At 57.4% G+C, this 12,946-nt stretch carries 11 protein-coding genes and 2 pseudogenes; 4 read left to right on the top strand and 9 right to left on the bottom strand.

Annotated features, from left to right (window positions below; all coding sequences use genetic code 11):
* Together JWR14_RS09720 and JWR14_RS09725 are read right to left on the bottom strand one after the other, a co-directional pair.
* Nucleotides 1-1,126: TIGR03118 family protein (locus JWR14_RS09720; RefSeq protein ID WP_299705146.1), on the bottom strand; the 1,126-nt coding region annotated here is incomplete at its 3' end.
* Between the two features lie 166 nt (nt 1,127-1,292).
* Nucleotides 1,293-1,898, bottom strand: coding sequence for a tyrosine-type recombinase/integrase (locus JWR14_RS09725; protein WP_299705148.1), 606 nt, complete (start codon nt 1,896-1,898; stop codon nt 1,293-1,295).
* 47 nt (nt 1,899-1,945) lie between these two features.
* Here JWR14_RS09725 and JWR14_RS09730 point away from each other — a divergent pair, with 47 nt between their 5' ends.
* A complete protein-coding gene (locus JWR14_RS09730; RefSeq protein WP_299705150.1) occupies nt 1,946-2,083 on the top strand; it encodes a hypothetical protein in 138 nt (45 codons plus the stop codon).
* A 101-nt stretch (nt 2,084-2,184) separates the two neighbouring features.
* Here the strand turns inward: JWR14_RS09730 and JWR14_RS09735 are convergent.
* Both JWR14_RS09735 and JWR14_RS09740 read right to left on the bottom strand, forming a co-directional pair.
* A pseudogene (locus JWR14_RS09735) lies at nt 2,185-2,352 on the bottom strand (cation transporter); the annotation flags it as partial.
* Nucleotides 2,353-2,361: 9 nt separating this feature from the next.
* Nucleotides 2,362-2,568: pseudogene (locus tag JWR14_RS09740) on the bottom strand (IS5/IS1182 family transposase); the annotation flags it as partial.
* A 633-nt stretch (nt 2,569-3,201) separates the two neighbouring features.
* On the opposite strand from JWR14_RS09740, the gene JWR14_RS09745 reads away from it, so the two are divergent.
* Complete coding sequence (locus JWR14_RS09745) at nt 3,202-3,705, top strand: lipocalin-like domain-containing protein (RefSeq protein WP_299705152.1); 504 nt, start codon at nt 3,202-3,204, stop codon at nt 3,703-3,705.
* Nucleotides 3,706-4,136: 431 nt separating this feature from the next.
* On the opposite strand, the gene JWR14_RS09750 is transcribed toward JWR14_RS09745, so the two are convergent.
* From JWR14_RS09750 to JWR14_RS09765, 4 genes are all read right to left on the bottom strand, one after another.
* Nucleotides 4,137-5,564, bottom strand: coding sequence for a cytochrome P450 (locus JWR14_RS09750; protein WP_299705154.1), 1,428 nt, complete (start codon nt 5,562-5,564; stop codon nt 4,137-4,139).
* Between the two features lie 638 nt (nt 5,565-6,202).
* Entirely contained in the window at nt 6,203-7,144 is a 942-nt protein-coding gene (locus JWR14_RS09755; RefSeq protein WP_299705161.1) for a LysR family transcriptional regulator, read from the bottom strand.
* A gap of 137 nt (nt 7,145-7,281) precedes the next feature.
* Nucleotides 7,282-7,818, bottom strand: a complete 537-nt coding sequence (locus JWR14_RS09760) for a carboxymuconolactone decarboxylase family protein (RefSeq protein WP_299705164.1) — start codon at nt 7,816-7,818, stop codon at nt 7,282-7,284.
* 77 nt (nt 7,819-7,895) lie between these two features.
* On the bottom strand, nt 7,896-8,885 hold the full coding sequence (locus tag JWR14_RS09765) for an HPP family protein (protein WP_299705156.1): 990 nt from the start codon (nt 8,883-8,885) through the stop codon (nt 7,896-7,898).
* Between the two features lie 112 nt (nt 8,886-8,997).
* Here JWR14_RS09765 and JWR14_RS09770 point away from each other — a divergent pair, with 112 nt between their 5' ends.
* Complete coding sequence (locus tag JWR14_RS09770) at nt 8,998-9,873, top strand: LysR family transcriptional regulator (RefSeq protein WP_299705159.1); 876 nt, start codon at nt 8,998-9,000, stop codon at nt 9,871-9,873.
* Nucleotides 9,874-10,273: 400 nt separating this feature from the next.
* The gene (locus tag JWR14_RS09775) at nt 10,274-11,224 is read left to right on the top strand and encodes a hypothetical protein (RefSeq protein ID WP_299705167.1); all 951 of its coding nucleotides are present in this window, start codon (nt 10,274-10,276) and stop codon (nt 11,222-11,224) included.
* 25 nt (nt 11,225-11,249) lie between these two features.
* On the opposite strand, the gene JWR14_RS09780 is transcribed toward JWR14_RS09775, so the two are convergent.
* Nucleotides 11,250-12,920, bottom strand: a complete 1,671-nt coding sequence (locus JWR14_RS09780; RefSeq protein WP_299705170.1) for an ABC transporter ATP-binding protein/permease — start codon at nt 12,918-12,920, stop codon at nt 11,250-11,252.
* Between the last annotated feature and the right edge of the window lie 26 nt (nt 12,921-12,946).

Raw genomic sequence — 12,946 nt, forward strand, 5'->3', positions numbered from 1 at the left:
TCGATCCGTTGTTCGAGTTCGACGTCGTATTCAGATCGATTCTTCCATAGACGCCGTCCGCTTCGTCGTTGGGGCCCGCTGCGAAGAAGAGCGTATTGGAGGGCTGGTTGTTGAGATCGTTGCCGAACGCGATGCCCCACAAACCGTGCTCGCTGATCGCGCTGCCGTTCGACGAGTTGAGCGAGCCCATCGACCGGCCACTCGATGCATCGAATGCGTTGATCGTCCCATCGCCGAAATTACCGATCAGAATCGCGCCACTGAACGGGCCGAAATTGCTCGGCGCCTGCGCAATACCCCACGGCGCGTTCAACGGCGTGCCGGTCGCGAAGTGCTGCTTGAGATTGCCCCCCGTATCGAACACGTCGACCATGCCTAGCCCCGTGCCCGCGACGTCGTCATGCTTCGCCGCATCCTGCTGTGCGTAGGTGACGAAGAGGTTCGAGCCGATCAACTGGATGCCGAAGGGCGCGAATCCGGCGGGAATGGCCGGGTCCTTGAAGCCGCCTGGCATCGTGACCTTGGTGAAGTTGGTATCGAAGACGTCGATCTTGTTGTTATGGAAGTCGGTGGCATAGAGGAAATTGTTGCCGTTGTTGGCCGCAAGCGCGAGCCCCTTGTACACGGCGCCGCCCGTGCCGTCGTCGTACATTGTGAATGCATTGGTTGGCCCGACAGACGGCGCCCATGCGGTGATGGTGCCGCCTTCGCCCGCGAAGATGAACGCGGCAACGCCAGATTTTCCGTTTTGCGTCACGGTAAAGCTTTGCGTGCCGTTGAACACGATGCCCGTTGGCGCCGCCTCGCCGTGTGTGCCGTTGGGGATCGTGACCACCAGCGATTGCGGAACGCCGTTGCCGTCATAGAGCGTGGCGACATTGGTGCCGTTGTCCGCGACCCAGACGAATCCTTTCGGATTAAAGGCGACGCCCCATCCGTTCTTCAAATTCGGGTCGGTGTGTGGCGCGGAGACCGCACCATTAGAGACGAGCGCCGTCGCCGTGAACGGCGAAGGCGAAGACGTGCCTGAATTGTTCGAACTGGAACCACCTCCGCCGCATGACACGAGCGTCGCGATAGCCGCGCCGCACGCTACGAAGCCGAACACCACGAATAGCGACTTCATGACGCACTCCTTGTTATAAAGGTTGGAACAAGAGAACGAACAAGGAGCGGGGTTTATTCCAGCGGCGGGGGCTGTTTTGCTCGTCGATGTTCATCCGTTTCCTGCGAAATGCAGTTCGCAGGAAACGTGCGAGAAGACGGAATACTCGTATGCGTCAGCCTGCCGCTCAGACTTCGGTTTGTTCGGCCATCTCGAACGCGTCGTCGACTTCGATGCCGAGGTATCGCACTGTGCTCTCAACTTTGGTATGGCCGAGCAGCAGTCGTCCGGCCCGGAGATTTTTCGTACGGCGATAGATCAGCGATGCTTTGGTCCGGCGCATCGTGTGCGTTCCATACGCGGTGTCGTCGAGTCCGACGGAACGTACCCAGCGGTGCACGAGGCGTGCATACTGCCGCGCTGAAAGATGAGGCGACACGTGGATGCGACCCGGGAAAAGAAAATCTGACGGTGTCAGCTCGGCCGCCTTTATCGACGTTTCCACGCTTTCGCGAGTTTGCTCAGTTATCTCGAACTGCACCGGTCGCTGCGTCTTCTGCTGCATGACGGCCGCCCGCGGCGCCACGCGAGAGCCGGGGCAGACGTCACGCACCCGCAGTTTCGTCAGGTCGCACGCCCGTAGCTTGCTGTCGATCGCCAGATTGAACATCGCGAGATCACGGGTTTTAGCCCCAAGCTGCAGCTGGATTCGGATGGCCCAGATTTCCCTGAGCTTCAGTGGCGGGTTTTGCCCGGTCAACTTGCCCCTGTTCCAAGGTCGGTTATTGCCCACCGGCGATAGCGCAAACTGGGTCTCCCTTCACTTGAAAGGAGATCGTGATGGAAAACATTGTCAAATACAGCACGGTGCCGGTGACCCATAAGTGTCACTCGCGTTTGCCACCGAACGACCGTTTTTCGGTCACGGCGGCCGTTCGCGCCAACACTGCGAGTCCCGCGGGGCACTCCATCGAATAGCTTTTCGTCATTAGTAAAAGTGGACGCGCCAGTCAGGCTTCCGGTTGAACAGGTCATACATCGATGCAAGGCGACTTGACTGCCATGAGTCAGGCCGCCACTCATGAAGGTTGCACCTCAACGGTGATATGCGACAGCCCCTTGAAGCGCTTGAGCACTGCATGATAGAAGCGCGAGTCTCGCTGCGACTCACTCGTCGCCACCGACACCACGGCGCTCATGTAACCTGGACCGACTCGCCACACATGTAGGTCGATAATCTTGTCGCCACGGTCCTCGTAGATCTTAAGAATCACCTCAGGATGATACGAAGGCCGGCCGGTCAGCGCCGGTTCAACGCCTTCAAACCCAAGCTTCTGAAGATCAAGCTCACCTACAAAGACATCGACTACGCGCACGGGATTGGTGTCCGTCACGTAGTCGTCGAGCGCTTCGGGGAGAAGAAAGCTTTGCGTACGATTGTCACCTTGAACGAATCGCTTCATCTCGCCCCCTCCGCTATCGGACGAGATATTTTAGCTATTCAAAAAGGTGTTTCCACATCTCGACCCTGAAGCGACATTCGCCCTCACCCTCGTCGATCGTCCGGTTCTCGCACATGCCAAAGAGGTATTAGGTTCGGTATCCATGTAAATTGGAAATTGTGCCCGACAAAGCTATCCTATAAGCATGTCTTCTGGTGATCGAGAGCGAACCATGCATCGCATGCCGACGATAGAGGGAAATGGTTCCCATGCCGCCAATCTGCTGAAATTCCTGGCATGGATAGCGGCACAACCGCGTACCTATGCGGAGATGATGATCGCTTGGCGAACCTCCAGCCCTCGGCTCTCGGGTTGAGAAGATGCAATCATGGGCTCCGGCGATGTTGGCAGACGCCAACCCTCGCAAAAATGGACATTAATTGACTCCGCTAGCGCGGTGGCCCGCACGGGGTTGCCTGGCTTCATTGACGGGTATTAGCCTGCGGCGCACCTTACAGGGTAGTGGGGAAACAAAGCAAGGAAGGCGATCTGTTGGGGAATCAGTTTCTCCCTGGCGAATTCGAGTGAATCGGGGGAGGTGCGCAGAGGTGTTTTGCCTTGGCACCATCTGCCCTCGCGTTGTTGGAGAACGCCATGAAGTCCATGCTCCAAACCCTGCCTGTCGCCGCGCTGGTGGCCCTTGCACTATGTCTCGGCGCCCCCAGGACATTCGCCCAGGCGACGCCTGACGTGGTGGGTTCGTGGTCTTTGGTCTCGTTAACCGTCACGATAAGCGGCAGCGAAGTCGAGGCGCTCGGTTCACATCCGCACGGCCAACTCATCTTCAGTAGCGACGGCCGCTACGTTCTGGTCGGAGTTCGTGCGGATTTGCCGAAGTTCGCATTGGATAGCCGGTTATCGGGTACCGCCGAAGAGAACCAACGCATCGTCCAGGGTAACTTTGCGCATTTCGGAACTTATACTGTCGATCCGGCCGGACGAGTGCTCGTTTTCCACATTCAGAACAGCACCTTTCCGAACTGGGACGGCGATGTTCAACGGCGCCCATTCACCCTTGATGGCGACCGGCTGACGTACATCACACCCGGGAGCTTTGGATATGGGGCATCGAAAGTTGTGTGGCAACGGATGAAGTAAACACCTTGCGGCCGCGCCACCGTCAGCCAGGCAACCGTTGGCTATCGCCCTGTCAATACATGTCTCGCTGGGCGTTGTGTTGGTCATTGCCAGTTTGAAGCTGCTCCGGCCCATTTGAATCACAAAGGCGGCGCGCCGGAAACGATCGTGACGCATGCGTCCGTCAACGTGAAGCCGACGTTCGAATGACTGCATGAGAGAGCTTGCCAACGACTGTAGATGGCCGGATTCGGTCCCACGTTGAGCAGTCGACCCGGAGCAACCGATCACCGGGTCCGGACTGAGCGGCCGTTCCCTTGCGTGAGCGGACAACGACGTGGCTAGGTTGCTGCACCGAAGTCAGCGGGTTCTTTTTAGTCCAGACGCGATGAATTCGACGAATTCGCGCCCCGACAAACGCGTGGTTCGCCCCATCGGGAAATACGCATGAGTCACGCCGGGCGCATTTCAAGCCTCATCGGCATGGTGTTAGGGACCATCGTGAAGGCGGAGACTTCCTGGATCGAATTTGGATCGACGGCGAGGCGCGCAAAAAAACTCGCCGACAGCATGGAGATGACCAGCCGCATTTCCACCGTCGACAGATGCCGACCCGGGCATACACGCGGCCCGGCGCCGAACTGAAGATAAGCTCGCGTTTCATGTGCGCCCCGTCCCGGTGTCCGGTCATGCATCCAGCGTTCGGGATTGAACCGCTCGGGATGCTCGAACTTTTTAGAGTCGAGCATGGCCGGACGTGTCAGGAAGAACATCTTTGATCCTGCGGGCATCCTGATGCCATGATGCTCGGCTTCCTTCAATGACTCGATGGCGTGCACCGCGACCACCGGCCGAAACCGGCTCGCCTCGGTGCAGACGGCTTCGCACAAGTCGAGGCCTTTGAGCGCCTCGTAGCTTGGACAAACGCCGCCTTCACCCAGTACGCGTAGCGAGACATCCGCCACGCGACGCTGGAGCGCTTGGTCCGTGCCAAGGTACAGCATCGCCCAAGCGATCGAATGAGCCGTGGTGTCTTCGCCCGCGAGCAACATGGTCAACACGTTTCCCGCAATGTCGTCGTCGGTAATGTCGGAGCCGGGGGCGTCGCGAATCTGAAGCATGGCATCGAGTAGATTTTCCGGCTCTTGATGCGGGCGGTCGCGATTGCGTTCACGCGCACGAGCCATCAAGGTCCGCACGTACCTATGTACTTCCACCAACGCCCGGCTGAGGCGGCGGTCTCGCGGCAACTCGACATAGCGCCAGTAGGGAAACGGCGCGTTGATGCGGCTCATGATCATCGGGAAGATGAGTTCGAGATGCTCCTGTATCACGTTGCCGTCCTGTTCCAGCGTATTCGGATCTTCGCCGAATGCCAGGGCGCTGGTGACATCGACGGTATAGCGCTTAAGATCGTCGTTCATCTCGATGACTTGATGGTTCTGCGCGGCCCTTTGCCAGCGCAGCCTAAGACGTTCGGTAATCAAAGCCATCTTCGGATAGAAGGCCTTGATGTGAGATGCCGTCATTGCCTGCATCACGAGCTTTCGCTGCGGCGCCCACGCTTCGCCCTCGGCCGAGAACAAACCGCAGCTGCCCATTTCGGCGATGGTCGACTCGATTGTCGAATACCGCCGGTACCCGTAGGGCCGCTCGCGCAGGATTGACTGGAGTAGTTCGCTGTCATCCCAGACGGTGAGCGATGTTGAACAGATCTGGAATCGATATGGCGTGCCGAGTTCGCGAGCCCATTCCTCCAGGATCAAATGCGCGCGTGCAGGCTTTAACTGCAATGCGTTGCCGAGTATCGGTACACCGCGTGGCGACGGCAGATCCGCTACTTCGCGGGCGCTCCCACGCACTTCGGATGCTGTGGACATTTTGGCGCCCTCGAATCGTTAAACTGAGGAATAGGATGGTCTTCGGTACTACTCTAGAAAGCATAGGTCATGGTTTAGAGATCGAGCCCGCTGCACGAGGGCTATATCTAGTCAGGAACCGCCGAATGAGCGGCCATCTAAGACAGATGGTCATTTATGAAGACGCAGATAAATTGAAGCTGGAGTATTTGATTTTCGCTCCTGCCTGGTCGGTGGGTCTTTTCTTTTGCGCTCGGGTTTCTGAGGCAGTGCTTATCTTCCGGCTCACGCCCAGACCTCGCCTACGTCAACGCTTGCAAAGATGCCATCACGCTCACTTATGACAAACATTACGCGGTCGCTTCGGTCCATAGAGTTTATAGTTCGACTCGAAACCATCATACCGTTTGTACGATCGAGATCGCGAATCTGGAAGTAGCGTTGATCCGAACCGACCTTTAGTTCCTTTGCTTCCAGCGAGCGTGCTACCGCGTAACATACGTCGAACGATGATTGCTCACATGTGCAACAGACGGCCCATGCGGCCAATGAAGCAGCGTTCATCTTGGCTGGTCGAACGGCCGCTTACTGGCGAGGATCCGTTGTCTAAATGTCCAAGCGATCGAAGGGGTGAAGGACGCTTTATGGCCGGGTCGTGCCTATTGGCCGGACGATTGCTGTTCTTTCGTGTCACCAAGTCCCGCAAAGAACCGCTCAGCCAGATCGGATGTGTCTAGTCGCTCGATCCACCACTCCAATGCTCGCCCCACCTTGTCTTCACGCCAGGCCAGGTAGCAATTTGTCAGTTCACGCACGCCGACAATGCGTCGGGCGACGAGTCTCCCCTCATGGATCGGCCCTTCCGCTACGCGCTCGGGCAGCATTCCGACAGCTATACCTTCGCACAACGCTTCAACCTTCGCGCCCAGTGTCGGCACAACAATCACCATCTGTCCATCGTGTTTGGCCACCGATTGAGGTTGCAGTTTGCGCGAAGTGTCGCTTATGACAACACCTCGGTATCTTGCGATCGTCTCGCTTCGCAACGGCTCGAGGATGCCTGCGAGTGGATGGTCCGGTGCAACGACGAACACGTGTCGCAGCGTGCCGATTGGTCGAGCTGCGATGTTGACGGCATGCGGCGGCTCACCAAATGCACCCACGGCCAGATCGGCCCGTCGGGTAATCAGCGCATCCCAGACTCCCCCAAGCACCTCGGTGGAAAGGCGTAGTTGGGTAACCATCTCGAGATCGTAGAAGGCACGTACATACGGCCACAAAGATGCGGAAGGCAAGATTGCGTCGAGGCATATCCGCAGCTCCGATTCCCAGCCGTCTTGTATTCCTTTTGTTCTGATTTCCAGATGTCGAGCAGCGTGTAAAAGTTGCCGCCCTTCATCGACAAGGAAGCGACCGGCTTGCGTGAGTTTTGCTCGTCTGCCGCTGCGATCGAAAAGCTCGACGTTCATATCGCCTTCCAGCTTCTGCACGAGGTACGTGAGTGACGAAGGAACTCGATGCAACGACGTTGCTGCTTCAGCGAATGTGCCAGTGCGGTCAATCGCGTCCAAGACCGCAAGAACTTCAAACGAAAGCTTTATCGCCACAGACGTTGCGTCCTCAGTTGTTGCTACCCGTTGATCGCCGTCAGCGCGAACATCGAGCAATTTTCAGCAGTGCTTGCGCTCACATGGGGTCACGCAAGTGCTATCAGATGGAAGGAGCCGATGCTTTCGCACTAGTCCGCAGCAGGGAAGTCGAGCGTAGTGTCGTTGATACGGTTAAACAGATTGGTGAATGCAATGCTGGCTACGGCCATCGCGACATCGACGATTTGTGCATCAGTGACACCGGCCTGTTTGACCTCCGTTATCACATCGGTTTGAACTGTGCCGCTCGTTGTGATTATATGCAGCACAAACTTGGCCAACGCATCATTGCGCGCGTCGCCCGACGGCCGGGTCTGACGCAACGCCAGAATGGCTTCACGGTCAAGGCCCATCTTTTTGCTCAACAGCGTGTGTGCGGCGAGGCAATAATCGCAGCCGGTTGTCTGGCTAACGACCAGTTTAACGACTTCGATATCCCGCGCGCTCAAGTTGCTCTTTTTGAGCGATGCCTCAAGACTCAGTACTGCCTCCAGCGCGACCGGGCTATTACCGCCGATTCCAATGTATGAATTCGGGACTTTGCCGACAGCCGCTTTGACACCTTTGAACAATTCGGCTGTGTGGCCGGTGGCTTCAGACACCGAGATAGTATGGAGACGAGGCATGATGTATTCCTTTGAGGTAGGGAAAAATAGGCGAATAGCGGGTGGCATGGCGCGTGAAGCTTAGTGAACCTGATCAGTCATCCGCTGTGAGTAAGCGGTGCGCTTCGATTGAGCAATAGGGGACGAGCGAGCAGAAATGCGCCGACAAGCGCCGTGCTACCCAGTGCGACAGCGAGCACGAAACGCCAATCAGGGTGCAGCATGATCTGTGGCAAAAGACCCACCGTCAGGGCGGGTGGAAAGTGGAGTCGCAGCACACGCAACGTCACGATTCCGACTAGCAACGAAATGACGACGGACAGCGGACCGGCGCCGAACCACAAAAGCGCGGCGAGCCCCACAGCGGCGGTGATCGTGCAGACAAGCGGCAAAGTGAGGGGCCGCTTTGCCCATGGACGGATGTTAGCGTTGGTGAATATCTCGAATGCGGTCATAACAAGTGGAGGAAACAGGATCAGCCGGAGACCGGTGACGCAGGCTAATCCGTGCGCCACAAGAACAAACGCGAAGAAGATTAAAATGGGCAGCCACGTCCTGAATCGGGGCGTACGCTCAATTTCATCGGCTTGGGCCACGGTGTCGAGCGCGGGCGCCTGACGAACATCGCCCGAAGCCAATATGCGGCCATAGATCGTGGAGACGAGAGCCAGAAGGGCCATCACGGCAGCGATGGAGACGGGATACCACCAGCTCGTGATACCGAACACGAGAGGCAGAAAGGCTGCGGAAATGGCTGGCATGATGGGCGAACGCATCAAACCGATGATCAGTACCGCGCCGGCAATAGTCATCGCCACCGACCATAGGCTGTACACCATCGCTTGCGTGAGCGCGGTGCCCAGTGCCGCGGTCACAGAGGGCGTGATCGCCAGCATGACCGGCGAGCGTGCCCACGCTCCCGCGGGGCGCGTGAATACGTCATAGCTCAACGCGGCCAGTTCGGGAAAAAGAACGTAGAACGCGCCAGTCAGAAGCGCCGCCTTCGCGACAACAGCCAGAAGGACAACGGAAAGCACTGGCCCAAGGATCAATGCGTCGCTGAACGTGCCACGTCGGTCGCGGCGCATGGAGATGCTCATCAGAAATAAACCCTACCGGTTGGCATAGTCCGATGATAGGGATTTCGGATTTGTGCGAATATTCCCCATATCAGCAACCCTACCTTGCGTTAATGCACCGATGTTCGATTGGGAAAACATTCGATATTTCTTGACTGTCGCTCGCATCGGGACGCTGTCGGGCGCCGCCCGAAGCCTCAAGGTTGATCACGCGACGGTGAGTCGGCGTTTGAGCGCACTGGAGAGCGAAATCAAGACCTGCTTGATCGAGCGCCAGCCCAGGACTTGCCGGCTCACGCCGATCGGCCAGCGCGTGTTCGAATTGGTGCAGGAAATGGAAGAAGGCGCGTACGCTGTCGAACGACTCCTCGACGCCAGCCGTTCGCCGCTGAGCGGCAGGGTCACGCTCAGCGCACCGCCCGTCCTCGTGGCGAATTTTCTGGTGAAGCATCTGGCAGACTTTCGTCGTGCAAATCCAGGCGTACAACTGTCCGTTTCGTGCGAAGCACGGCAGGTCTCCCTAAGCCGAAGGGAGGCAGATGTTGTCCTGAGACTGACTCGGCCTGAGGAACTCACGAGCGTCGCGCGGAAGCTGGGGCGCGTGTCGTTTGGTCTGTACGCGAGCAAGGACTATCCTCATCTGCACGATCCGTCTGCCTGGGAGTTCATCGCCTATGACGCTGGCTTCGTGGGCGTGCCACAGCAGAAGTGGTTGACGAGCGTTGCAGGGAAAAGGCCTATAGCCTGCGAAATCAGCGATATCAATGGCCATCTGGTAGCGGCGCAGGCAGGCGCGGGCGTGGCGGGTCTCCCTGATTTCCTGGCAGATACCGATGCGAAGCTGCAGCGCCTCACGTACGGTGGCGAAGCGTTTTCGCGAGATATCTGGATGGCTGTTCATCGAGACCTGCGCCGTTCGCCGCAAATACGGGCAGTCATGGACTTCCTGGTGAAAATCGTCGCCGAAAATCCCGCCTTGGCGGACCATCGACCCTAAGCAGACGTTCGTTGCATTGACGCGAACGTCCCTTGTTGGCCGATCACTGCCTATACAAGTGCATCAACCGCCGATGCCTGAACTGCCGCGACCATCTTTTCCGGTTGAAGAATATTTCGACGACCCCTATTTATCTTTTTCGACGGATCAAGTATTGGTTGTAGATAGTGGCTTTCGTGCGGTCGCGATAGCGCACCGCATCCAGCGTACCATCTACTAAGGAACCCTTAACTTATCCGCGCGCTGCCCTGGTTGTTTTAAATGCTTTTCGTATGAGGTAATCGGCAACATCTTGCATTAGGGACTGTAAAACAATAGTCACGGACACTTCATGAATGCCGCTGGCAACAAGGCCGCGCACAGAGAGCCGGTTCTCCGCACAATAGCCTACGTCGCGGTCATGCTGTATTGCATTGGCAGAGCGCAATACGGCCATGCTCAGGAATTCTCGCTTGCTGGAGGAAGCTCGCGTGCCGGTAGCCACAACACCTACGCGTGGGCTTTCGAGTACCAGGAAGGAATTGGGGAGTACTTCGCTGGGAGCTTTATGTGGCTCAATGAAGGCCACGTGCCCGACCACCATCGGGACGGCCAAGCGGTTCAACTATGGGCGCGACTACCCTTGGTTCGACGTCAGTTTGTCATATCAGCGGGTGTGGGTCCGTATCGTTATTTCGATACAACCGTAGCGGATCTTGGTGGGAGTTACTCGAATGACCACGGCTGGGGAGTTCTTTACAGCCTAAGAGCCCAATACTATGCGTCGGATCGATGGATTGCTCAACTCCAGCTCAATCGTGTGCACGTTCAACGTGGCCCTGACGCGACTGCAATCATGCTGGGAGTGGGCTATCAACTCGATGCTCCGAACGGGGCAGGCCCCCGTCAATGGGCGGTGGGCCGCTCAAACAACGTCACCAATAATGAAGTCACTGCCTATATCGGCAAGACAATACTCAACAGCAATGAGTCCCAAAGCGCAACTGGCGGTGCTGTCGACTATCGGGTGGGTCTGCTTAAATATCTCGATCTAACTGTTGGCTATCTGCACGAGGGCAAAACATCCAAGGCCCGTCGCGACGGGTTGACGAGCCAGTTGTGGGCGACACGGGCGTTTTTCAGCGACACCGTCACGCTTGGGTTTGGCGCAGGCGTCTATTACGCCTTGAGCGAATATGACAACAGCGCGTCGAGCGGACCCGGGAAACATCAATTTTCAGGTTTGATTTCAATTACTGGCGCCTATCGGTTTACGAAGCATTGGGCCGCGAGACTCACATGGAACCGTGTAGTCACGCGATACGACCGCGATACCGACGTCATCCTGGCGGGTATCGGATATCGATGGTAATTGCGCCCGCTAGTGCGGTCGCTTATCAGACAATCCGATCATTCCGGTCAACGCGTGAATGCGAACGCGGGTTTCGTTGATGCCCGATATCGAGCATCTCCTGATGAAACCGCACAAGCGACTCGCGCTGCGCAATGCTGACAATCGCCGCTTTCGGTAGTCGCTCGGTCAGCAGGCGATACAGATGCGCTTCGGTTTCAACGTCAAGCGCACTTGTTGCTTCGTCGAGGAACACATAGTCAGGTTTCTGCATGAGCACACGCGCTACTGCCAGCCGCTGCTGCTCGCCAGGCGAAAGAATGCGTGACCACTGGTCGAGTTCAAGCAATCGATCGACATAGTGTTCCAGTCGGCACACATGCAATGCATCGCGGCAGTCGGCGTTGCCAAAGGTCTCCGGCGACGCGGGATAGGTCAGCACAGCCTTCAATGTACCCAATGGCAGATAGTTCTGCTGTGGAATGAACATCATGCGCGCACCCACGGGCGCATCAACAGAGCCGTTGCCAAACGGCCAGAGACCGGCGAGTGCTCGCAACAGCGTGCTCTTGCCTGAGCCGGACGGCCCGCGCACGAGCCAGCGCGAACCGGGGACGATGACAATGTCGGGAACGCTCGCGAGGGTTTCGCCGTTAGGCAGTGCAAGCACGAGGCTATGCGTGACGAGCCGGTTCTCGTCGACATAATGCAGGTTGATGCCACCATGCTCGGTGGCCGGCGACACGGACTCCATCAGCTGAGGTTGCCGCATGACACGCTTGAATTCGCGCAGACGATTGACCGTCGCACGCCACTCGACGAGCGTGTCGTAATTGCGGATAAACCACGAGAGCGATTCACTCAGCGAACCGAACGCGTCAGCGATCTGCATCAGAGTGCCGAAAGTCAGCGCACCTGCGAAATATCCCGGCGATGCCACGACGATCGGAAAGATCTCGGCAACCTGTGCGCTGAAGTTGACCACGTAGCTGTAGCGCCGCGTGTACCTCATGAAGCGCCACCAGTTTTCACGAATTTTGCTGAACAGGTCCTCGGCGTTCGATCCCTCGGTCCGCATGCCATCGTAGAACGCGATCTGCTCTGCGTTTTCGCGCACACGGATCAGGCCGAAGCGGAAATCCGCCTCGACGCGTTGCATCTGATAATTGATCGAAACAAGCGGGTGACCGACCTTGTTTGTGAGGAGCGAGCCAACAATCGCGTAGGCAATCGCGGCCCAAAGCATATATCCGGGGATCTGGACGGGCGTGACTCCGATCGTGAAGCGCAGCGCGCCCGCCGTGTTCCAAAGGACGATGGAGAACCAGGTGAGCGTCTCGATTGCCGAGAGTAGATCGAGCGTGAGAGAAAGCGTGTTGGTGGTGAACAAATCAAGATCGATAGCGATTCGCTGGTCAGGGTTGTCAGTAAGCCGATCGCGCTCGATGCGGTAGAAGGTGCCATCGTTCAACCATTCCCCCAGGTAGCGCGTGGTCAGCCACTGGCGCCATCGAAAGCCAAGCATTTGCCGTAAATACCGGTTGTAAACCGAGACCATGATGAACGTGAACGCGAGGCCGGCAAACATCAACATCAGCTGCGGGAATTCGCGCACGCCCTTGCTTTCCAGTGCATCGTAGAACTCACGGTTCCATGTGTTCAGCCGGGCATTGACGCCTACCAGTAGCAAGTCCATTGCGATAATCGCGATCAGCAATCCCCAGGCGGCTCCGAATTCCCTGG

It is taken from the genome of Caballeronia sp. (assembly GCF_028292365.1).
In the GTDB taxonomy this organism is placed as follows: Bacteria; Pseudomonadota; Gammaproteobacteria; order Burkholderiales; family Burkholderiaceae; genus Caballeronia.